27 protein-coding genes are annotated in these 23,306 nt (G+C 40.6%); 9 read left to right on the top strand and 18 right to left on the bottom strand.

From position 1 onward, the window contains the following. The first annotated feature begins 101 nt into the window (after nt 1-101). Together ACPPVU_RS01420 and ACPPVU_RS01415 are read left to right on the top strand one after the other, a co-directional pair. Nucleotides 102-407, top strand: a complete 306-nt coding sequence (locus tag ACPPVU_RS01420; protein ID WP_426669904.1) for a YbaB/EbfC family nucleoid-associated protein — start codon at nt 102-104, stop codon at nt 405-407. A gap of 25 nt (nt 408-432) precedes the next feature. Next, on the top strand, nt 433-1,110 hold the full coding sequence (locus ACPPVU_RS01415) for a metal-dependent hydrolase (RefSeq protein WP_426669903.1): 678 nt from the start codon (nt 433-435) through the stop codon (nt 1,108-1,110). Between the two features lie 71 nt (nt 1,111-1,181). On the opposite strand, the gene ACPPVU_RS01410 is transcribed toward ACPPVU_RS01415, so the two are convergent. The 4 genes from ACPPVU_RS01410 to polA form a co-directional block, all read right to left on the bottom strand. Continuing rightward, a complete protein-coding gene (locus ACPPVU_RS01410; RefSeq protein ID WP_426669902.1) occupies nt 1,182-1,334 on the bottom strand; it encodes a hypothetical protein in 153 nt (50 codons plus the stop codon). A gap of 65 nt (nt 1,335-1,399) precedes the next feature. Continuing rightward, nucleotides 1,400-2,662: a glucose-1-phosphate adenylyltransferase gene (locus ACPPVU_RS01405; protein WP_426669901.1), complete on the bottom strand. Its 1,263-nt coding sequence runs from the start codon at nt 2,660-2,662 to the stop codon at nt 1,400-1,402. Further along, entirely contained in the window at nt 2,659-4,083 is a 1,425-nt protein-coding gene (locus tag ACPPVU_RS01400; RefSeq protein ID WP_426669900.1) for a glycogen synthase, read from the bottom strand. Before ACPPVU_RS01400 ends, ACPPVU_RS01405 begins: the two co-directional genes overlap by 4 nt. 239 nt (nt 4,084-4,322) lie before the next feature. Then, complete coding sequence (gene polA / locus ACPPVU_RS01395) at nt 4,323-7,133, bottom strand: DNA polymerase I (protein WP_426669899.1); 2,811 nt, start codon at nt 7,131-7,133, stop codon at nt 4,323-4,325. A gap of 204 nt (nt 7,134-7,337) precedes the next feature. Here polA and ACPPVU_RS01390 point away from each other — a divergent pair, with 204 nt between their 5' ends. Further along, the gene (locus ACPPVU_RS01390) at nt 7,338-8,372 is read left to right on the top strand and encodes an MAC/perforin domain-containing protein (RefSeq protein ID WP_426669898.1); all 1,035 of its coding nucleotides are present in this window, start codon (nt 7,338-7,340) and stop codon (nt 8,370-8,372) included. Between the two features lie 22 nt (nt 8,373-8,394). On the opposite strand, the gene ACPPVU_RS01385 is transcribed toward ACPPVU_RS01390, so the two are convergent. Together ACPPVU_RS01385 and ACPPVU_RS01380 are read right to left on the bottom strand one after the other, a co-directional pair. Then, nucleotides 8,395-8,952 carry a DNA-3-methyladenine glycosylase I gene (locus ACPPVU_RS01385; RefSeq protein WP_426669897.1) on the bottom strand — a complete coding sequence of 186 codons (558 nt, stop codon included), beginning with the start codon at nt 8,950-8,952 and terminating at the stop codon, nt 8,395-8,397. Nucleotides 8,953-9,012: 60 nt separating this feature from the next. Next, complete coding sequence (locus ACPPVU_RS01380; RefSeq protein WP_426669896.1) at nt 9,013-9,357, bottom strand: carboxymuconolactone decarboxylase family protein; 345 nt, start codon at nt 9,355-9,357, stop codon at nt 9,013-9,015. Nucleotides 9,358-9,526: 169 nt separating this feature from the next. Between ACPPVU_RS01380 and ACPPVU_RS01375 the strand changes: the two genes are divergently transcribed. The 3 genes from ACPPVU_RS01375 to ACPPVU_RS01365 all read left to right on the top strand — a co-directional run bounded on the left by ACPPVU_RS01375 (nt 9,527) and on the right by ACPPVU_RS01365 (nt 11,527). Continuing rightward, nucleotides 9,527-9,904, top strand: a complete 378-nt coding sequence (locus tag ACPPVU_RS01375; RefSeq protein WP_426669895.1) for a VOC family protein — start codon at nt 9,527-9,529, stop codon at nt 9,902-9,904. After that, nucleotides 9,901-10,272 carry a VOC family protein gene (locus tag ACPPVU_RS01370; RefSeq protein ID WP_426669894.1) on the top strand — a complete coding sequence of 124 codons (372 nt, stop codon included), beginning with the start codon at nt 9,901-9,903 and terminating at the stop codon, nt 10,270-10,272. The genes ACPPVU_RS01375 and ACPPVU_RS01370 overlap by 4 nt, the downstream gene beginning before the upstream one ends. A gap of 61 nt (nt 10,273-10,333) precedes the next feature. Continuing rightward, complete coding sequence (locus ACPPVU_RS01365; protein WP_426669893.1) at nt 10,334-11,527, top strand: DUF1624 domain-containing protein; 1,194 nt, start codon at nt 10,334-10,336, stop codon at nt 11,525-11,527. A 46-nt stretch (nt 11,528-11,573) separates the two neighbouring features. Here the strand turns inward: ACPPVU_RS01365 and ACPPVU_RS01360 are convergent, their stop codons facing one another. The 11 genes from ACPPVU_RS01360 to ACPPVU_RS01310 all read right to left on the bottom strand — a co-directional run bounded on the left by ACPPVU_RS01360 (nt 11,574) and on the right by ACPPVU_RS01310 (nt 18,781). Beyond that, the gene (locus ACPPVU_RS01360; RefSeq protein WP_426669892.1) at nt 11,574-11,906 is read right to left on the bottom strand and encodes an MGMT family protein; all 333 of its coding nucleotides are present in this window, start codon (nt 11,904-11,906) and stop codon (nt 11,574-11,576) included. 6 nt (nt 11,907-11,912) lie between these two features. Next, on the bottom strand, nt 11,913-12,560 hold the full coding sequence (gene trmB, locus ACPPVU_RS01355) for a tRNA (guanosine(46)-N7)-methyltransferase TrmB (protein WP_426669891.1): 648 nt from the start codon (nt 12,558-12,560) through the stop codon (nt 11,913-11,915). Nucleotides 12,561-12,644: 84 nt separating this feature from the next. Beyond that, on the bottom strand, nt 12,645-13,055 hold the full coding sequence (locus ACPPVU_RS01350; RefSeq protein WP_426669890.1) for a hypothetical protein: 411 nt from the start codon (nt 13,053-13,055) through the stop codon (nt 12,645-12,647). Between the two features lies 1 nt (nt 13,056). Further along, on the bottom strand, nt 13,057-13,395 hold the full coding sequence (locus ACPPVU_RS01345) for a phage holin family protein (protein ID WP_426669889.1): 339 nt from the start codon (nt 13,393-13,395) through the stop codon (nt 13,057-13,059). Nucleotides 13,396-13,442: 47 nt separating this feature from the next. Continuing rightward, nucleotides 13,443-13,709: a YtxH domain-containing protein gene (locus tag ACPPVU_RS01340; RefSeq protein ID WP_426669888.1), complete on the bottom strand. Its 267-nt coding sequence runs from the start codon at nt 13,707-13,709 to the stop codon at nt 13,443-13,445. Nucleotides 13,710-13,863: 154 nt separating this feature from the next. Beyond that, complete coding sequence (locus ACPPVU_RS01335) at nt 13,864-14,907, bottom strand: AI-2E family transporter (protein ID WP_426669887.1); 1,044 nt, start codon at nt 14,905-14,907, stop codon at nt 13,864-13,866. Between the two features lie 87 nt (nt 14,908-14,994). Then, the gene (locus ACPPVU_RS01330) at nt 14,995-15,207 is read right to left on the bottom strand and encodes a hypothetical protein (protein ID WP_426669886.1); all 213 of its coding nucleotides are present in this window, start codon (nt 15,205-15,207) and stop codon (nt 14,995-14,997) included. Between the two features lie 5 nt (nt 15,208-15,212). Continuing rightward, a complete protein-coding gene (locus ACPPVU_RS01325) occupies nt 15,213-16,622 on the bottom strand; it encodes a sigma-54-dependent transcriptional regulator (protein WP_426669885.1) in 1,410 nt (469 codons plus the stop codon). 174 nt (nt 16,623-16,796) lie between these two features. Then, nucleotides 16,797-17,399 (bottom strand): outer membrane beta-barrel protein, encoded by a 603-nt coding sequence (locus ACPPVU_RS01320; protein WP_426669884.1) that lies wholly within the window; start codon nt 17,397-17,399, stop codon nt 16,797-16,799. A 170-nt stretch (nt 17,400-17,569) separates the two neighbouring features. Continuing rightward, the gene (locus ACPPVU_RS01315; RefSeq protein WP_426669883.1) at nt 17,570-18,349 is read right to left on the bottom strand and encodes an enoyl-CoA hydratase/isomerase family protein; all 780 of its coding nucleotides are present in this window, start codon (nt 18,347-18,349) and stop codon (nt 17,570-17,572) included. A 12-nt stretch (nt 18,350-18,361) separates the two neighbouring features. Then, nucleotides 18,362-18,781, bottom strand: coding sequence for a cobalamin B12-binding domain-containing protein (locus ACPPVU_RS01310; protein ID WP_426669882.1), 420 nt, complete (start codon nt 18,779-18,781; stop codon nt 18,362-18,364). Between the two features lie 296 nt (nt 18,782-19,077). Here ACPPVU_RS01310 and ACPPVU_RS01305 point away from each other — a divergent pair, with 296 nt between their 5' ends. Further along, nucleotides 19,078-20,736, top strand: coding sequence for a glutamine--tRNA ligase/YqeY domain fusion protein (locus tag ACPPVU_RS01305; RefSeq protein ID WP_426669881.1), 1,659 nt, complete (start codon nt 19,078-19,080; stop codon nt 20,734-20,736). 174 nt (nt 20,737-20,910) lie between these two features. Continuing rightward, a complete protein-coding gene (locus ACPPVU_RS01300; protein WP_426669880.1) occupies nt 20,911-21,453 on the top strand; it encodes a hypothetical protein in 543 nt (180 codons plus the stop codon). 63 nt (nt 21,454-21,516) lie between these two features. On the opposite strand, the gene ACPPVU_RS01295 is transcribed toward ACPPVU_RS01300, so the two are convergent. Then, nucleotides 21,517-22,500, bottom strand: coding sequence for an aldo/keto reductase (locus tag ACPPVU_RS01295; RefSeq protein WP_426669879.1), 984 nt, complete (start codon nt 22,498-22,500; stop codon nt 21,517-21,519). 31 nt (nt 22,501-22,531) lie between these two features. Here ACPPVU_RS01295 and ACPPVU_RS01290 point away from each other — a divergent pair, with 31 nt between their 5' ends. Next, nucleotides 22,532-23,290, top strand: coding sequence for a hypothetical protein (locus tag ACPPVU_RS01290; RefSeq protein WP_426669878.1), 759 nt, complete (start codon nt 22,532-22,534; stop codon nt 23,288-23,290). Nucleotides 23,291-23,306: the final 16 nt, after the last annotated feature.

The raw sequence follows: 23,306 nt of genomic DNA, 5'->3' as shown, positions 1-23,306 counted from the left end.
TAAATTGTAATTATTTGAAAACTTCTCAACTTTGCAATCGTTGGTTGTTTATAACCTAATCAACCCAATCTAACTCAATCAACCACTTAACTTAAAAGACCATGTTCGACAAACTATTTGAAGCGCAGCAAAAAGCAGGCGAAGTAAAAAAACGCCTTGATGGGATAACTGTTTCGGGCACTGCAGAAGACGGCAAGATCACCGTTACCGCCAATGGCAACAAAGTAATCCAGTCCATTAATATCGATGAAGATTTTTTAAAAACCGCCGATAAGGAAGAGCTTGAGGAGTTATTGCAGGTTGCAGTGAATAAGGCATTGGTGCAGGCAGAAAATGTGAGCCAGAGCGAGATGGCTGCACTGACAAAAGATATGTTTGGCGGTCTTGGTAATATGTTCGGTAAATAACCATTAAAAAAAACGTTTTATTACTATGAAATTCACCTTTTATGGTCACGCGGCATTCGAAATTGAAACCGGTGGCAAAAAATTATTATTTGATCCTTTTATTTCGCCAAACGAACTGGCAAAACACATTGATGTAAACAGCCTTAAGCCTGATTATATCCTCCTTTCGCACGGGCATGGCGATCATATTGCCGATCTGTTCACTATACAGAAAAACAGCGGCGCCAAAGTGATCTGCATTGCCGAAATAGCCGGATGGCTGAGCGGCAAAGGCATTCCTGATGCACATGGCATGAATATCGGAGGTGGATTTAACTTTGATTTCGGCCGTGTAAAAATGGTAAACGCCATTCACTCAAGCAGCATGCCTGATGGTTCTTACGGTGGCAACCCGGCAGGCTATGTTATCTATGCAGAAGGGAAGAAGATCTATTTTGCAGGCGATACCGCACTTACTTATGATATGAAGCTATTAGCCGATGAAAACCTCGATTGGGCCATTTTACCTATCGGTGATAATTATACTATGAGCGGAGATGATGCAATAAAGGCTACAGAATTTATCAATTGTAAAAATGTGATCGGTATACATTATGACACTTTCCCTGCAATAAAGATCAATAAAGCAGAAACAGCCGAGAAGTTTAAAAAGGCGGGAGTTAATTTGCAATTACCTGCTATAGGTGGAAGTTTAACTTTATAATTTTAATCCCTATCTATCTATAAAACAAAAAAGCTCCCCGTATTCCGGAGAGCTTTTTTGTTTTGAAGGCATTACATTTTTGTAGTGTCTTTCTTTGATTTCTTTTTCTCTTCTTTTGTCTTCTTTTTTGTGGTGTCTTGCTTAGCTTTTACCGGAGTAGCAGCATAAGCAGTAGTACCTAAACATATCGCAGCTAACGCGATCATAGCAATTGCCTTTTTCATAGTTTTAAAGATTTGTTTATTAATACTTCTAACAATCTGAATCCAAATTGTTTTTAAAAAAGTAATTAAATAGTTGTACCGTTAGGTATAACAGCCCTTTTCTTTATTACTACAATTCCATCCTGAACGGTATGGGTTCCATAATCGCCATCCTCTAATTTTTTACCGCAATTGATCTTTACATCATTACCAATGTAGGTGTTCTTATCAATAATAGCATTTTTGATAACACATCTGTCGCCAATTCCCATAATGGGTGAATCACTTATTTTTGATTCCTGAATTTGTTCAAGGGTTTGATAATTATCACTACCCATTACATAGCAACTCTCAATAATAGTATCAGTGCCAATACGGGTACGGATACCTATTACCGAACGGAATATACGGCTGGCATTAATGATACATCCATCCGATACAATGGTGCGTTCCAGGTGTGTACCCGAAACCTTTGACGGAGGCAGCATACGTGCCCTTGTGAAGATGTAATTTTTATCAAAAAGATTAAATTGAGGTATATCATCCGTCAATCCCAAATTGGCCTCAAAAAACGAAGGAATGGTACCTATATCGGTCCAATAACCTTCATATTGATAACTCGTAACCACATGGCTGGCTATAGATTGCGGTATTATTTCCTTGCCAAAATCAGTACGATCGTTACCTTCTAACAGATCATATAATACCTGCTTGTTAAACATATAGATACCCATTGATGCCAGGTAAAATCTTCCCTGCTTAACCATCTCATCACTTACATCCGATTTAAGAGGCTCAAAATCCTTTTTAGGTTTTTCAACAAATTCAGTGATGAGACTGTTTGTATCTGTTTTTAATATACCAAAACCGGGCACATCATTCGCATGTACCGGTATAGTAGCTATAGATATATCCGCTTTCTTATCGATATGACTATTGATCATATCCAGGAAATCCATTTGATACAACTGGTCGCCAGACAGGATCAATACATACTCAAAGTCATGTACGGCCAAGTGATGCAGGCTTTGTCGTACCGCATCCGCAGTACCCTGGAACCAGGATACGCTCGAAGGCGTTTGCTCCGCCGCCAAAATATCAACAAAAGCCTCACTAAAGCTGCTGAAATGGTACGTGTTTTTGATGTGCTTGTTTAATGACGCCGAATTGAATTGCGTTAATACAAAAATCCGGTCTATGCCTGAATGCAGGCAGTTAGAGATCGGAATGTCAACCAAACGATACTTGCCGGCAATGGGTACTGCGGGCTTTGATCGGGTTGCGGTAAGTGGCGACAAGCGGCTTCCCTGGCCACCACCTAATACGATGCAAATTACTTTTGAGGTCATATAGCAGGTTTTAAACTTTCATAAAGATTAACATATTCTTTTGCCGAGCGATCCCATGAGAAATCGAGCGCCATCATTCGTTTACGTAACAACTGTAACTGAGAAGTGTTAGCATACAATTCAGCAGAGCGGCCAATGGCATGTATCATATCACTAACGCTGGCATTTAAAAAACGAATGCCATAGCCTCCTTCATCACCAAAATCAATTACTGTATCTTTTAATCCTCCCGTAGTTCTAACTACAGGAACGGTCCCATAACGAAGTGCGTAAAGCTGATTAAGACCACAAGGTTCAACCCGTGATGGCATCAGCAAAAAATCAGAACCTGCATAAACCAGGTGAGCAAGACTTTCGTCATAGCCTATAAATACATTGCATTGTTTTGGGAATTGTTTTTTCAATACCAGCAATTCTTCCTGCGTTTTCACATCCCCGGCACCCAGTATAAAAAAGTTGATCTCACCAGGATGTGCCTGGATAGTACTTTTTATAGCTCCTGCTAACAGGTCAGCCCCCTTCTCAACAACCAAACGACCAATAAATGAGATCAGGGGTTTATCTGATGATAATTCAAATCTTTCGCACAGGATGGCTTTATTTTTTTGTTTACCCGAAGCTAATTTACTTACAGGATATTTTTGCGGGATCATTGGATCTGTTTGGGGATTCCATATATCCGTATCAATACCGTTAACAATCCCGACGCCTTTTGCCCGCTCTATATAAAACAAATATTCCAGCCCGTTTGAGCTATAAGTGAGTTCTTCCAGATAGTTTGGCGATACTGTAGTATATTTCCAGCAGCATTTTACAGCAGCAGCCAATGGGTTGATCGCTCCGTTCCAATCCAGTAAACCTGTTTTAGTCAGGTCTATTTCCGGTAATAACGAAAGCTTGTCCCAGCCAAAAGCACCGTGGTATTGCCCGTTGTGTATGGTAAATACAGTAGGCGTATTAGCCAGCCGGGAATATAATTTAGAGTGTTGTAATAAAAATGGAACCAATCCCGAATGATGGTCATGGCAATGGATCAGATCAGGTGTTTGTTGCGACCATGTTATCCAGTCTAAAAATGCGATTTGAAAAGCGATGAATTGCTGCGTTTCATCGGGGTAACTATAGACATTTTCCCTGTCGAGCAAACCAGGTATTTTTACCAGGTATAGTTCAAAACCCAGCTTATCCGTCTTCTCTTTTAATATCTCGAAGTAAAAGCGCTGCATTCCCAGCAACTCTGTAGCCTGGAAAACGACCTCAAATTCATTTTCTTTAGTAAATTTCCGGTCGTAAAAAGGCATCACCACTGCGGCTTGCAAACCGAGTTGATTCTGATATTTAGGCAATGCGCCGACAACATCAGCCAGCCCGCCAACTTTAGCAACTGGATAACATTCGGCACTCAGATGGAAAACTCTCATTTTGTGGCAGATAAACGGCTCAATTTAAGCAAAGAATTACTTAATTGATCAACCCCAATAGCTATAATCTGTTTAAAAAATTAATTTTTATTATTTGTTTATCCTATAAGGCAATTCGTTTTTAAAATACAGGATTTAGGTTCATTTTTTTAACAAATCGGCATTTTTAATGCCAATTAAACTATCAGTATTAATAAATTGACAATTTATTAATACATTTTTAGAAAAATTGACAGGAATTAATGTGCTTCCAGCCAATTTAACCCTATTCCGATCTCAACCATAATAGGCACTTTGGTTTTAATAGCGTTCTTCATGTTTTCCATGATGATCGGTTTTACCTTCTCTACTTCGTGATTAGGTACATCAAATACCAACTCGTCATGCACCTGCATAGTCATTCTGGCATCTAGTTTTTGCGCTTTAAACTCACGGTGGATATTGATCATTGCGATCTTAATCATATCGGCTGCCGAACCCTGGATAGGGGCGTTAATCGCATTTCGTTCTGCGAATCCCCGTACGGTCATATTGGCCGAATTAATATCACGCAGATAACGTCTGCGGCCCATGAGTGTGCACACATAGCCATTTTCGCGGGCGAAGTTCATAGTATCATTCATGTACTGTTTGATACCCGGATATTGAGCGAAGTAGTTTTCGATAATCTCGGCAGCTTCCTTACGCGGAATACCCAGGCTTTGTGATAAACCAAAAGCCGACTGTCCGTAAATAATCCCGAAGTTAACCGCCTTGGCATTACGACGCTGATTGCTATCCACTTCGTGCAGTTCGATACCGTAAACTTTGGCTGCGGTTGCAGTGTGGATATCCAGATTTTTGGCAAAGGCGTCCATCATATTGGCGTCCTTGCTGATCTCGGCTATAATGCGTAGTTCTATCTGCGAGTAATCGGCAGATACTATGGTATGATCAGCATCGCGGGGTATAAAAGCTTTGCGCACTTCACGGCCACGCTCCGTACGGATAGGAATATTCTGCAGATTAGGATTGGTAGAGCTTAAACGCCCGGTAGCCGCAATGGCCTGGTTGTAGGATGTGTGCACGCGCCCGGTTTTTTTATTCACCATTTGCGGTAACGCATCCACATAGGTCGATTTAAGTTTTTGCAACTGACGATAATCCAATATGTCCCTTACAATATCACTTTTTGCAGCGAGGGAAAGTAATACATCTTCCCCGGTTTGATATTGGCCTGTCTTTGTTTTTTTAGCCTTAGGATCAAGCATCAGTTTTTCAAACAACACTTCGCCTAATTGCTTTGGCGATGCGATATTGAATCGTACACCAGCTTTTTCATATACTGTTTTTTCCAGTTTGGCGATATCGGTTTCCAATTCTTTTGAAAATTCATTGAGTGTGTTATGGTCAATTCGCACACCTTCATACTCCATGTCCGCCAGCACATAGATCAGCGGGTGCTCAATCTCATGCACCAATTTCTCGCCTTCCACCTCTTTCAGTTTGGGCTCAAATACTGATCTCAGTTGAAGAGTGATATCGGCATCCTCGGCAGCATATTCTTTGATCTTTTCAAACTCCACATCGCGCATACTGCCCTGGTTTTTGCCTTTGGCGCCGATCAACTCAGTTATGGATACCGGTTTGTAACCCAAATAATTTTCAGACAGGATATCCATATTATGGCGGGTATCCGGGTCGATAATATAGTGCGCCAGCATGGTATCAAATAGTTCGCCCTGTACATCTACACCATACCATTTCAGCATCAGTACATCATACTTTATATTCTGCCCGGTTTTGCCAATAGAAGCATCTTCCAGAACAGGTTTAAACTCTTCAACTATTGATTGTGCTACCCGCTGATCTGCGGGTACCGGCACATACCATGCCTGGCCATGCTTTATGGCAAATGATAAGCCTACCAGTTCGCAATCGTTTGCATCCGTGCCTGTGGTTTCCGTATCAAAACAAATACTTTTTTGCTGTTTCAATAAAGCTATCAGTTCACTGCGCTTTTCAGCTGTATCCGCTAGGTGGTACTCGTGCGGAACGTTATTTATGTTTTTAGCAGCGATGGTACTTTCAACTTCTTTTATGTCGGTCAGGTCAACCGTCATTGTGGTGCGGTTGGTTGCTACCGGATCACCAAACAGATCGGTTTGGATACTAACTGCTTTGGTTTCTGTTATACTGAAATCATCCCCAAATACACGTCGGCCTAATGTTCTGAATTCTAATTCGGCAAACAAAGGCTCCAACAGATCTTTGCTTGGCGCACACATTTCTAATCCTGCTTCATCCAGTTCAACCGGAACATCTAATATGATAGTCGCCAGCTTTTTTGACATTAACCCCTGTTCAGCAAACTGCTCTACATTTTCACGCTGCTTGCCCTTTAGTTCGTGGCTATGGCTAATAATATTTTCCATCGAACCATATTGTTTGATCAACGTCTTGGCTGTTTTCTCACCGATTCCCGGAATACCGGGGATATTATCCACCGCATCACCCCACAAACCCAAAATATCAATTACCTGTTCCACACGTTCTACTTCCCATTTCTCCAGCACCTCTTTTACGCCCAATATCTCCATTTCATTACCCATACGTGCAGGTTTATAAATGCGGATGTTTTCAGACACCAATTGTGCAAAATCCTTATCAGGCGTCATACAATAAACCTGGTATCCTTTTGCTTCCGCTTTTTTTGCGAGTGTGCCAATGATATCATCAGCCTCATAACCATCAGACGTGATTAACGGGATATTAAATCCTAAAACCACTTTAAAAATATAAGGTAATGCTTTTGCCAAATCCTCGGGCATAGCTTCACGGTGTGCTTTGTAAGCCTCAAAATCAGTATGGCGTTCGGTAGGTGCTTCGGTATCAAAAACCACGGCCATGTGGGTTGGCTTTTCTTTTTTAAGTACATCAAGCAAAGTATTGGTAAAACCCATTACCGCCGAAGTATTAAGACCGCCCGAGGTAAAGCGCGGACTTTTGCTCAACGCAAAATGTGCCCGGTAAATAAGGGCCATACCATCCAAAAGAAATAGTTTTTTCATATTATAATGATTGCACTGATGTTTTTGTGATTCACAAGTGATATCAGCTTTAAAAGTTTAGAAAATAAAAGTAGGCAAAATTAAGGCTTCTATACTCATTTTGTCTTCCTGGTCTAATTATTATGATGAAGATTTTTTTATTTCTTATTGTTGTAATTAAACCACTGGTTTACTTTTGCGTCGAAATCTAAACTCTTATCATTTATGAAAAACTTCTTCTTGCTAATTCCAATTATTACCATTGCTGCATTCTCTTGTAAAAAAACCGACCATTCGATAGTTAAATCATCATCTGCTATTAAAATAGATACCGGCGTTTCAATAACCCAAACACACATCAAAACAACTATATCTGCCGCCGACGGCAGTCCGGATTACAGTTTGTTGGGCTTTGGTTACGATGTAAATGGCGCATATGCCGATAGTAGCTCCGTGCGGGCAAAAGTAATCGATGTCGATGCCTTCCTTCACGATAATCCGTACCGGTTTGATTTGTCGCGTGCCACTTCGGGATCTGATCCGATTGTGTATGCTAATGATGCTGAAGATTTTTCATCGAATCTGTCATCCGGGTTGACCGAAACAAACGGATTAAAAGTTTTCAAAGGATCTATTACCGATTATTTCACGAATGCTGATGCGCTTTCTGCAAAGTATTTTTACAGTAGCATTTCTATCACCATTGTCATGAAAAGGCTTGCGTTAAATATTTATCCCGATTTGGTAAAAAATTATCTTACGGCTGCCTTTAAACAGGATGTTGCCACGCTAAGTGCCGAAGCGCTGGTAAATAAATACGGCACGCACGTATTAACTTCAATAGAGTTTGGCGGCAATATGCAGGCCCTGTATCGTGCCGAAACCAGTTTGACCGATCGTCGCAAACCAGCCATCGAGGGTTTACGGTTTGCCGTAAAAAGAATTTTCGGTTTTTCAACCGGCCAATTGGATCCCGTTGACAGCACAATATTAGCATCTGTTCATTCGCCTGCAATTGCTTACCACGTGGTAGGCGGCGACTTAAGCAAATTCCAGGTGGTTAAATATCCTAAATTTACTTTCCTTAGTGCAGTAGACTGGGCCAAAACTGTAACTGCCGACAATGCCGCATTTATGAGTTTTGGCAACGATCCCTTATTACCACTTGACCAATTCATCAGCGACCCGGTAAAACAAGCTGCGGTGAAAAGCTATATTGCGACCTTTATTAGTGCAAATTCGGTTAAAGTGACTGACTAATACACATCGGTGAAATTCCCCATTACTTGAAACTGCAGTCTGGTACATGATCGTTCACCATACCGGTGGCCTGCATATGGGCATAGCAAATGGTGGTTCCAAAAAACTTGAAACCGCGTTTCTTCATATCCTTGCTGATGGTGTCAGAAATAGGTGTACTGGCCGGTATACTGTTAGAGTGATTGATGATCGGCTTACCATTAGGCATAAAGCTGTATAGGTATTTGTCAAACGAGCCAAACTCTTTTTGCACTTCAATAAATAGTTTGGCATTATTGATAGCTGCCAATATCTTGAAACGATTTCGGATGATACCCGTATCCTGCATCAATCTCTCTACATCTTTATCAGTAAAAGCAGCCACTTTGTATACATCAAAATCAGCAAAAGCTTTACGATAACCTTCGCGTCTGCGCAAAATGGTTATCCAACTTAAACCTGCTTGAGCAGATTCGAGCACAAGAAACTCGAATAGCGTTTTATCGTCATGTACTTCTTTCCCCCACTCATTATCGTGGTAATCCATATATAGGGGGTCATTACCCGCCCATGAACAACGTTTTAAGTTTTCAGTCGGCATTATGTTTATTTTTAAAAGTAAATATAAAAACTAATGTCAGCAATGACAATTGCACTACAATCATCTCGCATTCAACTCATCCCAATACTCCAAAGCTCTCCTGTAGTGAGGAATTACAATAGATCCACCCACTAAATTCGCGATCATAAATACTTCATTCATTTCGTCATAGTTCACACCCGCTTCGTGGCACTTGCCCAAATGATATTTAATACAATCATCGCAACGCAAAACCATGGAGGCTACCAGGCCGAGCATTTCTTTGGTTTTTACGTCGAGTGCACCATCGGCATATGTAGTGGTATCAAGTGCGAAAAAACGTTTGATATTGGTATTGGCCGATTCCATTATCCTGTCGTTCATTTTGGTACGATAGGCGTTGAAATCTTCTTCTAATTTTCCCATAGTTATAATTAGTGAATGAGTGATTTATTGAACCTGCCTGCCGGTAGGCAGGTTATTGATTTGTTCTTTGACACCGTCAAATACTAAAATAATTAGTTTTTTTACGAATATAAATTTTTATCTTTATAACGGTTCAGCAAAGTTACTTTTTTACTTAATTACCATGTCTATGGAAAGTTTAGCGCCCAATATTTTTACGAACAACATTCAAGAAACCGTAGCACTTTACACGCTGCTTGGTTTCAAAGTAACCATGTCGGTACCCGAGCAGGGTGACGAACTGGTGTGGGTGATGATGGTAAATGGCGGTGTCACTATTATGTTTCAGACTTATGCGAGTCTTGAAGATGAGCTGCCTGAGATCAGCCGGAAAGATGGCGGTTCGCTGCTGCTCTACATCAACCTGAAAAATATCCAGGGTTTTTTTGAATCGATAAAGGATAAAGTAAAAGTGCTGAAAGGTTTAGAGAAAACTTTTTACGGCGCTACGGAATTTTCTATATTGGACAACAACAATTATGTATTAACCTTTGCCGAACACGAATGATCACCTTTACACGTGCCAATCACATCAACTTTTGCGTGCCCCCGGAAAGGCTGGAAGAAGCAAAGCAATTTTATACCGAAGTGATCGGACTTAAGCAAATTCCAAGACCCGATCATATATTTAACAGTAAAGGGTACTGGTTTGATATCGGCGATATTCAATTACACATCAGCACGGAACATGCTTTGCCCCGTTCCAACCGGCACATCGCATTTGAGGTTAAAGATGTTGCTGCTGCCAGGGAGCAGCTTGAAAAATATGGTGTTGAGATAATGCAAGAACCTGTTGTACCCGGATGGGATCGTTTTGCTTTTTTTGACCCGTTTGGAAACAGGGTGGAGTTGATACAAGTGGTTCCGCTTACATAAACAAAAAATATTTCAGCAAGTATCGGGTTGAACCCGGTTTCAAATAATTCTATCTTCAGGAATGAATCCAACTCAAATCATCACAAAAACCAGAATAACATCTATCGACTTTCTTCGTGGTGCCATTATGATCATTATGGCGCTGGACCATGTGCGCGATTACTTATATTCAGGATCGTTCTATTATGATCCGCTCGACTTAACAAAAACAAGCGGTATACTATTTTTCACGCGATGGATCACCCATTTTTGCGCTCCCATATTTCTGCTGCTCGCCGGTACTTCAGCATATCTTATCGGCCAGAAAAAGACCAAAAGCGAACTGTCAATTTTCCTGGTGAAGCGCGGGCTTTGGCTTGTATTGCTTGAGATGCTGGTAGTTAATTTAGGCTGGAATTTCAACCTTACCTTCCCTATGCTCTTTTTCATTACCATATGGGCATTGGGCGTAAGCATGATCATACTGGCTGCATTAATACATCTGCCAATGAAATTAATCCTGGCACTAAGTCTTATTGTTATCTGCGGTCATAATCTTTTTGATGGCATACATGTCCCCGGCAATACTTTGCCTGCGTTTGGCTGGTCATTACTTCACGATCAACAATTTTTTACCTGGCACCATGAGGTCCTTCTTGTAGGCTATCCGCTTGTTCCGCTGTTTGCTGTGATGTCTTTAGGTTATTGTGTGGGTGAATTGTACGGGTCTGGTTATGATGCTGAAAAACGAAAAAGAATATTGATAATAGCGGGAGGTTCAGCGCTTGTATTGTTTATTTTACTCAGGTTTAGCAATATTTACGGAGATCCCGTAAAGTGGGGTGAACAGAAAGATGCATTTTTTACTTTCCTGTCATTCATTAAAGTGAACAAATACCCGCCTTCGTTATTGTACCTTTTACTGACATTGGGATTTGCACTTTTGTTTTTAGGTTTTACAGAGCGGTTGCAAAACGGGGTGGTAAAAGTTGTTTCGGTTTACGGCAGGGTACCTATGTTTTATTACCTCATCCATATTTATATTATCCACTTAATTGCAATGATCTCCTCCGCACTAAAACACGGACAGAACTGGCACATATGGCTGTTGCAAAAGCCTATATGGTTTACCACAGATCTGAAAGGTTACGGATTCTCGTTGCCTGTAGCTTACCTCATCTGGATAGCTATTGTTGCAGGATTATACCCATTATGCAAGCAGTATGATGCTTATAAACAGAGTAACAAGGACAAATGGTGGTTGAGTTATTTGTAGACACGATTTAATAGATTGACAGGATAGTTAGAAAGATTTTCAAGGGTCACATCTCCAATTCTATCGACGGGTCCCAGAACACTTTTTTGAAGTCAACTACTTTATTATCGGCCACTTTTATGCCTTCGCTTTCTAATAACTGCTCCATCAGATCGCCGCCGAAATGGAATTTGCCCGTTAATAAGCCCGCACTGTTCACCACCCTGTGCGCGGGTACAGGAGGATTTGCTCTTCCACAGGCTTGCATAGCATAGCCTACCATTCGCGATGAGCCTTTTGTACCTAAATAATTTGCAATAGCCCCATAGGAAGTTACCCTGCCCGGTGGGATCAGCCGTACAACCTGGTATACCATATCGTAAAAATTCAGATCGGGCATGGTGTTTTAAAAAGAGAACTTAATATAGTTGATATTCTTATTATGCTGCAAGTACTTCTTTTCGTAATAGGTTTTTATTGATAGCACATCGTCTGTATATTCAGAGATATAAAGATTCTCCGTTTTGATATGTGCTTTTAAACCAAACTCATTTACTTTTTCTACAGTGTAGGTATAAAAATCATCGTTATCGGTTTTCAAATTAACACAACCGTTCGGCTTCAGTATCTGTTTGTATTTATCAAGAAAGCGGGGAGAGGTAAGGCGTTTCTTTTCGCGGCTTACTTGCGGCTGCGGATCGGGGAAGGTGATCCATATTTCATCTACTTCACCATCACCAAAATAATCCAGTAACATTTCGATCTGTATGCGCAAAAAGCCAACATTAGCAACCCCATCTTCTAAAGCGGTTTTTGCTCCGCGCCATATCCGGTTGCCTTTATAATCAATCCCTATAAAGTTTTTTTGAGGGAACAATTGACCTAAATTCACGGTGTATTCACCCTTTCCGCAGGCTAGTTCCAATACCACCGGCTTATCATTCTTGAAAAAATCTTTGGCCCATTTACCTTTAAATGGCTTACCTGCATCCAGCTGTAATACATTGTTGAATGTATCTATTTCAGCAAATCTTCTTAACTTATCTTTTCCCACTTATAAAAATTAACAGGCAAAAATAAGGTTTCTACCTGTGCATCAGTACAGGAAAATAATTTTTAAGAAAATATGATCGAATTGTCAGGAAGCTTCGCTTTCAGGTGGAATACCGTAATCGACAGGCTTTTTCTTTTCAAAAACCGACATTACCTTATCCCATATACCCATTACTTTATCTTCGTTTACAAAGTGGGAAGCTTTTTGAGAAAGATAGCCAACCAGGGCTTTTACGATGAAATTTGAATTGCGGAAAATGGTCTTGTTTAGTGTTAAAGGCAACAATATTCTTGATAACAAACCAAAAATATCCTGGTTAAAAATCCCGTTTTTCCCACCAGCTGATTTAGGGAACAAAGAACCAAAGGTGTGAAATATTGCAGAAGGACTGCTAAAACGGGCTTGTATTGCTGCTCCCTGTTCACTCTTCAACTGCCTCAGACGAATTATCTCGGCCTTCAGATCACCCACATTAGTTATAGATACGTCTGCCATATTATTGGAAAAATTTTCTGATGAATAGGTTAATCAGTGGTTGCTGCATCTTATCCTTAAGCAATATGATAATTATCGCAATGATCAGGTATATACCGGCCATGCAACCAAAACCTGCCCAGTTAGACCCTAACCACCTCGATAAAATGAAAGCTAAAGCGAAACTTAAAAACAGAAAAGTAAGCACAAAGGCCAAGGCTACGACCATATCCGTAATAAAGCTGGCCAAAAACTTTGCACTGCGATCTATCGCTTCATATTTTGCCAGTTTTATTTGCGTCTCGGCGTATTCTTTTAGCTGGTCAATAATAGGGGGAGGCGTCTCTTTCTGCTCTTCCATAGGTTTATAATAAAAGTCCCGGATAGGTTTACCGGGACCAGTTTAGTTTATGCGTGTTCTAAGTCGTCCTGCAACTCTTCTTCTGTAGTTTTTATTTTGCTCTTAAGGTTATCAACCACTTTATCTTTAAGCCCTACAAGATTATCAATTTCATTTGCTGCAGTTTCCCTTATCGAGTCACCCAGCTTTTTTAATGATTCGGTAAGTTTATCGCGTGTCTCAGTCCCTTTTTCGGGTGCAAATAATATCCCTAATGCTGCTCCTGCCGCTAGCCCTGCAAGCAATGCAACTACCACCTTCGTATTGTCATTCATATTAGTATAATTTTAAAGTTGAAGTTTTGTTTCATTAACGGTTAAATATCCTGCCAATTATATATAAACAGACTTTTTGTCGCTTCATTAAACAAAATATTTCCCTTAGTATCGGGATTTAGTTTTTTACGGGCAAAAAATATTCGTTTTACTATTAAATATCTGTCCCGGTCCGTATCCGTTCCAACCGGTCGGCAGCTAACCGGTTCGTTTCATATATCTCCAGCAATAATAAGAAATATGACAATAATAACGGTCCGAAAACCAAACCTAAAATTCCAAACAATGGTAAGCCAATAAATACTCCAATCACTGAGATAATAGGATGTGTATTGCCTATACGTTTATTGATCATCATCCGTAATACATTGTCAATATTGCCAATAAATAGCAGGCCATAAACCAGCAATAGCACGCCTTTTACTGTATGATCAGTAGCAAATAATATGATACTTGCAGGGATACATAAAGTTGGAGCGCCCACAACAGGTAAAAAAGAAATGAAACAGCCAATAACACCCCAAAATACAGCATCCGGAATGCCCACCGCATAAAAGCCCATTGTCAGTAAAGCACCTTGTGTAATAGCAATAATACCCTGGCCCAAAACATTAGAATAGGTTGAATTGCGTAGTTCGGTAGCAAATTTCAAAGCGTGCTGTTCGCGAAAAGGGGCATATTTTAATAACCCGGCCTCAAATTCCTTCATCTGCACCAGCATAAAATATAATAAGAAATACAATCCTAACAGTGTTAAAATAATACTCACCGCACTGCTTATAATGGATGGAAAAAGCTCAGTGATATATCCTCCCAGTTTACTCAGACTGGTTTCAGCCAGTTTAGGCTGACCTAAATGCGAAGCGGCAAAGCCATCTACTTTTTGTACCCATTCTTGTATAGGGAAAGTATCACGGTTAATACTACCGATCTTGTTGATAACCAGGATGCTTAATGACAAAAAGGGAATAACAATAACGATAAGTGACCCAAAGATTATAAGTAGCGCTACCAATGATTTATTCCAATGCTTTTTATGAGTCAGGTAAAGAAATACCGGCCTGAAAATGGTAAAAAGTACAATAGCCCCCAATATGGAGCTGAATAGTCCGCTTAAAGCATATACTAAGAAACAGCCCAGTACGATGATACTGACTAATATTATATTGTTTCGCTGTTTATAGTTAAAAATTGACATGAGAACTAATTGTAATAAGTATTTAATATAAACAAAAAAGCGCCAAAAAGTTTTAGCGCTGCATTTAAATAATATTTAATCAAATAGTTAACCCAGATCGTCGAGCAGCACATTGATCTTTGCACAGCTCATTGCAATTGTATTAATATAAAACTCGCTGTCTGAGCCTGCGTCGTCAGGTATTTCATACTTTAACTGTTCAACAGCCAAATTTATGTTTGACAGCTGGTTCCTGATGTCATGCCTTAACCTGCGTACCTTGTCTTCTTCGGGCTTTGTGTCATCCGGTGATTTTTGCATAATTGTTATTTACCCAGGTTAATTGCCTTCATTTTATTATAAAGGGTTTTACGATCTATATTTAATATTTCTGCAGCTTTTGTTTTGTTAAAGTTTACCTCGCGCAGCACTTTTAAAATGGTATCATATTCTGCCTCCTGAGCCGCGTTCTTAAGATCGTTTCTGCTCTCTTTAACCATAACTGGTTCGGGTGCATTAACAACAGGTTCAATTGAAGGCATTCTATAATTTGATATCTCCAAAGGTATGGCTTTCATTTGTATCATCTCACCCTCGGTAAGCAGTGTTGCCCTGCGTACTACGTTTTTCAACTCGCGTATATTACCTGTCCATCGGTAATTCATAAAGCATTCTATCACCTCCGGCGAAAAGGAAGTCACATTACGGCCAAGCTCCTGATTAGCCATCTTCAAAAAATGCTCGGCCAGCATTAAAATATCACTACCTAACTCACGCAAGGCAGGCATGTAGATGGTAAATTCATTAAAACGGTGATACAAATCTTCCCTGAACCGCCCCTTTTGAATACCCTCCTGCAGGCTTTCATTGGTGGCGATAATGATACGCACATCCAGATCGATCTCTTTTGTACTTCCTATCCTTTTCACTTTTCTTTCCTGTACTGTTCTCAATAAAGCTGCCTGTATATCGTAAGAGAGGTTTCCAACTTCATCCAAAAATAGGGTACCACCGTTAGCCATTTCAAAGTGACCTATTTTGGTATACAATGCACCAGTAAATGAACCTTTCTCGTGACCGAAAAACTCGCTTGCAGCAAGCTCTTTGGTTAACGATCCGCAGTCCATCGCAATAAAAGGCATGTTTGCACGCTGGCTATTTAAGTGTATATTTTTTGCAGCCGACTCTTTTCCTGTACCACTTTCGCCCAAAATAATTACGCTGTAATTTGTTGGCGCTACCAGTTCTATCTGTCGTGCCAGTTCTTTTGATGCCTTGCTTGTACCTACTACAAATTCGTTGTTAGGCAATTGAGGTCTTTTGCCGTTAATTGGCTTGTTAACAGAAGTCGTTTCCGGTTCTTCAACCAGGGCGTGATGAGTCTCAAAAGCCTTATTTATCGTATTTAATATTTCATCAGGATAAAGCGGCTTGGTGATATAATCATAAGCACCCATCTTTATCAGTTCGACAGCCATTTTTATATCAGAATATCCTGTAATAATAATAACACCTGTTTTGGGATATTGTGTCTTGATATTTTTCAGCATTTCGCGTCCATCGGTATCTTCAAGGCGAAAATCACATAAAACTAAGTCGAAAGAGCCATCTTTAAGAAACTCCATACCGCTTGTACCGGTAGCAGCGGTAGTTACGTCAAAACCATTCCGAGTTAAAAACTTCGAAAGCAAGAGGGAAACATTAACTTCATCATCAATGATGAGTATTTTCTTCATAACCGGGATTTACTTTTGACAGGTAAACGTATTTGTGACATATCAAGTTACAAACAAATTTGCTAATTTTTTACGTAAATTTAATTATGAGGCTAATTTTTAAATATTTTCTTTAAAAAAAATAACGGGTAGCACTGTCGTGCTACCCGTTATTTTAATTAGTGTGTAGAAAAATTACTTGGTATCAAAGGCATAAGCTACACGTAAGCCAAAGAAGTTAATCTTTTCATCGGCAGCGGTGTTAAATTTGGTAGTAGCTTCATAACGTACACCGGCATCAATATAGCTTTTGCCGGCAAGTGGGAATTGTACACCTACTTGTGGAGCGTAAACGAATGCTGCGCTTTTGTCAAAACCTGCGTTAGATTTGTTCAATGCAAATGCTGCACCTGCGTCACCCTGGATATAGAAATGACTTATAGGGAAGTATTTTAAACCGGCTTTAACAGGCAGCAATTGAATGTTTGTTGCATCTAATCCCTGTACCCCGCCGATATTGTTTTTACCCTGGAAGCTGTTGTAACCAGCATTAACAGTTACAAATAACTGGTGTGGGATAACCGGGATATCTGCTTGTACAGAACCACCTATGTTCCAGTTATAAGAGTTGTTTAAGTTTCCTGTCGGGATACCGGCATCAACGCCAACGCTTAAAACTATGCCATTGGGTCCAGTTGAAGTTTTAGAAGAAGAAGTTGTTGTTGTTTGTGCTTTTGCGCCCAATGCAAATCCGGCAAAAGCTAAAACCAGGGCTGAAATTTTGAATGTAGTTTTCATTGTATTATGTATTATTTTGTTAATGTGTTTGTTTAAACACGGAACAAAGTAAAGCATGAAAAATACCTCAGCGTTTCATTTGAATGTCACGATTATTCAATCGATTGATTGACAGTTAAATAAAATTGACCAATTTTTATATTTAGTCAGGATTATGTCATAAAACCAGCTTATAGGCCCTTAAAATGCGGTTTCCTCTTTTCCAGGAAAGCACTTACGCCCTCTTTAAAATCATCAGTGCCGAAAGATTTTGCAAATCCTGCTATCTCAATTTCGTATCCGTCAACGCCTGTTTGGGTTGATGCATTGACAGCGGTAATGGCGGTTTCGATGGCCAAAGGCGACCGCGTTAATATCTTGTTCATGATCTCTTCGGCTTTAGTTAGCAGTTCGTCCTGGCTCACTACATGGTTTACCAATCCGATTTTAAGAGCCTCGTCTGCAGTGATCATATCGGCAGTCAGAATGATTTCCAATGCTTTGCCTTTACCAACCAGGTGGCTTAAACGTTGTGTACCACCATAACCCGGTATCAATCCTAAACTTACTTCAGGCAATCCCATCTTGGCATTATCTGATGCAATACGGATATGGCAGGCAAGTGCCAGTTCCAACCCCCCGCCTAAAGCAAAACCATTAATGGCAGCTATCACGGGCTTCTTGCTATTCTCTATCTGGTTAAAAACTAATCTATGGCCATCGCGAGCCAGTTTCTCTCCTTTAACGGAATCGAAAGATGAAAATTCAGCAATATCGGCGCCCGCCACAAAGGCTTTCTGTCCGGCACCTGTAATAATAATGCCTCCTACACGCTCATTATTCAAAGCATCATAGATGGCAGTATGAAGTTCGGCAAGGGTTTCTTTGTTAAGAGCATTCAGCTTGCTTTCGCGATTGATGATAATATGCTGAATAGCGCCGTTGTAGTCGATCAGAAGATTTTGAAACATAACAGATAATATTTAAAAGTTGCGGTTCTGGTGCACCCAATCGGTAATGTATTTTACAATATCCTTCGTGGTAGTTCCCGGAGGAAAAAGCTCACCAACGCCTATTTTTTTAAGCGCCTGCATATCACTCTCGGGGATGATACCTCCACCGGTAACCAGCACATCATCCATTTGCTTTTCTTTGATCAACTGGATGATCTTCGGAAAAACGGTCATATGTGCACCTGAAAGAATAGAAATGCCAATAGCATCCACATCCTCCTGCAGGGCAGTATTAACCACCATCTCAGGCGTTTGGCGTAAACCGGTATAGATCACTTCCATGCCCGCATCACGCAGCGAAGTAGCAATAATACGCGCCCCACGGTCATGCCCGTCAAGGCCTACTTTAGCAACTAAAACACGAATAGGGCGGTTAAAGGTATCACTCATGTAAACCGGATTGGTTAGTGTAAAAGTAAGAAGAAAATGTGAGGATGGATGATAGTGCGCCAACAAACGCTTATGGGGCTAAAGCTCGGTAGAAAATAAAATATAAATAAATCCCGTGCCGTTAGGTACGGAACATGAGGTTGCGTATCTAACGGCACGCTAATCTGTATAATTAAATGATTCTACCAAGCTTTTGCACCTATGGTGCATGTTGTCCTAAATTTAGAATGCTTGCCTGCATAAAGCCAGTGTAAAACCCATCCTAAATTGCTATTTTTGCCCTATTCTATTACACCATGAGCGAAGAAAGATCATTAAATTTTTTAGAAGAAATAGTTGAAGAAGATATACGCGAAGGCAAAAACGGAGGCAGGGTACTTACCCGTTTCCCGCCTGAGCCTAACGGTTATCTACACATCGGTCACGCCAAATCCATTTGCTTAAATTTTGGATTGGCTAAAGAATACGGAGGCCAAACCAATCTACGTTTTGATGATACCAACCCTGTTAAAGAGGATGTGGAATATGTGGACAGTATTAAAGAAGATGTTCGCTGGCTGGGATTCGAATGGGCTAATGAGCTATACGCTTCAGATTATTTCGACCTGATCTATGCGTTTGCCTTAACGCTGATCCGCAAGGGTTTGGCTTATGTGGATGACAGTACGCCAGAAGAGATCGCTGCCCAGAAAGGTACGCCTACTGAACCGGGCATCGGCAACGAATACCGCAACCGCAGTATTGAGGAAAACCTTCGCCTGTTTGAAGAAATGAAAGCAGGAAAATATCCTGATGGGGCAAAAGTACTTCGGGCAAAAGGCGACCTGGCATCGCCAAATATGCATATGCGCGATCCGATCATGTACCGCATCAAGCATGCGCACCATCACCGTACTGGCGATAAATGGTGCATTTACCCGATGTATGATTTTGCACACGGACAGTCGGATGCGATCGAAGAGGTCACCCATTCTATTTGTACGCTGGAGTTTGTTCCGCACAGACCTTTGTATGACTGGTTTATTGAAAAACTGGAGCTGTTTCCGTCCAAACAGTACGAGTTTGCGCGACTGAACATGAACTATACCGTGATGAGCAAGCGCAAGCTGCTGCAACTGGTTGAAGAGGGCTATGTAGAAGACTGGGATGATCCGCGTATGCCAACCATCAGTGGCTTACGTCGTAGAGGTTATACACCAGCATCCATACGTGAATTTTGCGAGCGCATCGGTGTTGCCAAACGCGAAAACATGATCGACCTTAGTCTGTTAGAATTCTGCATCCGCGAGGATCTGAATAAAACTGCATGGCGTCGTATGGCTGTGCTCGACCCTATAAAAATGGTTATCACAAATTACCCTGAAGGACAGTTTGAAGAGATGTACAGCGAAAATAACCCTGAAGCCGAAGGAGGTGACGGTGGTCGTAATATTCCGTTCGGACGTGAGCTTTGGATTGAACGCGAAGACTTTATGGAAGAGCCACCGAAGAAATTCTTCCGCCTTGGTGTCGGACTCATGGTGCGTTTAAAAAGCGCCTATATTGTGAAATGCGAAAGCTTTGACAAAGATGCCGATGGTAATGTAACTGCGATCTATTGTACTTATATCCCTGAATCAAGATCGGGTAATGATACCAGCGGGATAAATGTTAAGGGCACCATCCATTGGGTAAGTGTGGCGCATGCTAAAACCGCTGAAGTTCGTTTATACGACCGCTTGTTCCAGGTAGATGATCCATCTAACGAGGATGGCGATTTTAAAGAATATCTTAATCCTAATAGCCTGCATATCCTACCAAAAACATATATCGAACCTGACCTTGCTAATGCTGAAGTTGGCAAAGGATACCAGTTTATGCGCAAAGGATATTTTACGCTGGATAAACACTCCACACCTGATAAGTTAGTGTTCAACAGAACGGTGACTTTGAAAGATGGCTGGGTGAAGAAATAAGTGGCAGTTTTTAGTAGCAGTTAAAGTTATGGATAGCCCAAACTGCAACTGCTACCAAATTTACAACCCGTTCACTTTCAGCAACATCCCACGCATTCTTGCGTCAGGGGCATTTTTAATCAGAAAGTTCTATTTTCAAGGGAACGAAAAGGACCAATCAACGTATAAGTGTCCATGAAAACCTTATCGTATTTTTTGATGGTGGCAACATTTGCTTCTGTCACTTTCAGCTCCTGTAAAAAGGACTCGACTCCAGCACCGACGCCTACACCTGCAGAAGTTGCAACTTCTATGAAACTTACTTCAAACGGAACTGCCCTTAGCTTTAATCAATGTCAACAATTCACAGTATCGGCAAACGGGCTTGTTCAGACTGAATTTATTGCCAAAAACTTTACTAATGGTAAACTTAGCGATGATGAATTTGAAGTTGATATCATTCATGATCCGGCAACATTAAAGGCAGGCCAAACCTACCCGGCAGCCAGTTCATATGCACAAAAAGAAACGGCTGATATTACCTATTATCCTAATGATACCGATATTTTTACTACTCAAATAGGAAATCCTCAAGCTACCGTGACCATTACAGAAGTTACAGCAACAACCATTTCGGGAACTTTTTCGGGTAAGCTATTTGCCTGGGATGATACTGCCGGAAATACTGTGGTTTATACTATAACAAACGGTTCATTTACCGCGAAAATTGATAAATAATCATTCGGCAGTTATGAGTTTGCAGTTGGTTTTAAAACCAACCAACTGCAAATTTTAACATTATCAGTTCTTATCCACAAACTTCCAGTTAGCCTCGCTATACCTGTCGCCAGTATCAGGGTATTTCGCCAGTACTGCTTCGATCTTTTTAAAATCATCTGCATACAAAGTAACATCTACACTGCCTGCGTTATCTTTTAATTTTTCACGCTTTTTGGTTCCAGGGATAGGAATAATATTATCACCCTGGGCTAACACCCAGGCTAATGCCAGTTGTGCCGGTGAACATCCTTTTTCTTTGGCAATTTCAGCAAAACCAGCTGCCAGGTTTTGGTTATTTGCCTGGTGCTGCTGCTGGTAACGTGGCAATCCTTTTCGAAAATCATTATCTGCCAGTCCGCTTAGGTTTAAGGTATTCGTCATCAATCCTCTTGCCAACGGGCTAAATGGAACAAACGTAATACCCAGTTCTTTGCATACCTTCAATATCTCTTTTTCTACATCCCTTGTCAGCAGGGAATATTCGCTTTGCAAAGCACTAATCGGATGCACAGCGTTGGCCCTGCGAATGGAATTGGCAGAGGCTTCTGATAATCCTAAATACCTTACTTTGCCTTCCCTCACCAGTTCAGCCATAGCACCAACCATTTCTTCAACAGGGACATTGGGGTCAATTCGGTGGGCATAATATAGGTCTATCGCATCAATCTTCAATCGTTTTAGACTATCCTCTACTGCTTGTTTGATATAAGCCGGGCTGCCGTCAAAAGTGCTTAACTTCCCATCGGCAGTGGCCCTGAAGCCGAACTTGGTAGCAATAAATATTTTATCACGGTTAGTACGCAGCACATTGGATATCAGTTCCTCGTTTTTGCCGCTTCCGTAAACATCAGCAGTGTCCCAAAAATTAATCCCGAGGTCAAGCGCCAGGTGCAATGTTTCGATCGACTCGGGGTCGTCGGGCACACCGTAGCCATGGCTCATACTCATGCAACCCAGCCCTATGGCTGATAATTGCTCCTTATTTGCAAAAGTTCTGTATTTCATAATGGTAATGTATATTTTTATCAGGTATTTGATGGCGCAATATCCTGATAAAAGAAGGATTGCACTTAATTGGTTTGTAAAATTAAACGTTTTGAGCCTGGGGCGAGGCGGTTGGCGGATATTATATTCTGCCTTACAGAACCAAAAATCATTGACAAAGGCAAAGAGAAATTTACCTAACATGAGAAAAAATCGTCAATACATAATTCTTATTCTAACAATGTTAATGCTGATCAATATTGGATGCCAAACCGATTCCAATCAAAAAAAGAAACAGGATCAGCAGGATACAATAAAGTCTGCAAGCACAGCAAAGCCAGCATATAAAACGATATCTGAAAAAACCATTCTGGGTATGAGCTGTGGCGAGCCAATAGTCTCTCAGGAATTTAGTTATGAGGCCCTGGCATTTGACATCGCTAAAGCAGATACCAATGAAATTAAGTCCTTGTTCCTTGACAGGGTAATTATAAAAAATGAAAAAGAAGTAACTGAAGAGGGCTTGCCGTATTATCCATATGACTTTACAGATGGAACAAACAAAATTATTTTACTGAGTAATGACACCAGTTATTATATTGAAGATGCTGAGATAGTAAATGACAGAATACGATTAAATAAAAAGATTTCAATCGGCATGAAAAAAGATGTTTTTCTGGATTTATTGAAGGTGAAAAACATAAGGTGCGATACCATTACAGTTAAAAATGAAGAGTTAACATTTGAAAGTATTTACATATTTAAAGATACCAAATTACAACAGATAAAAATGGGATCGATTGTGGAATGACAATGTTCACCAACCG

The sequence above is a fragment of the Mucilaginibacter sp. McL0603 genome (genome assembly GCF_049992945.1).
Lineage (GTDB): Bacteria > Bacteroidota > Bacteroidia > Sphingobacteriales > Sphingobacteriaceae > Mucilaginibacter.
This window is presented reverse-complemented; position numbering and strand designations above follow the sequence as displayed.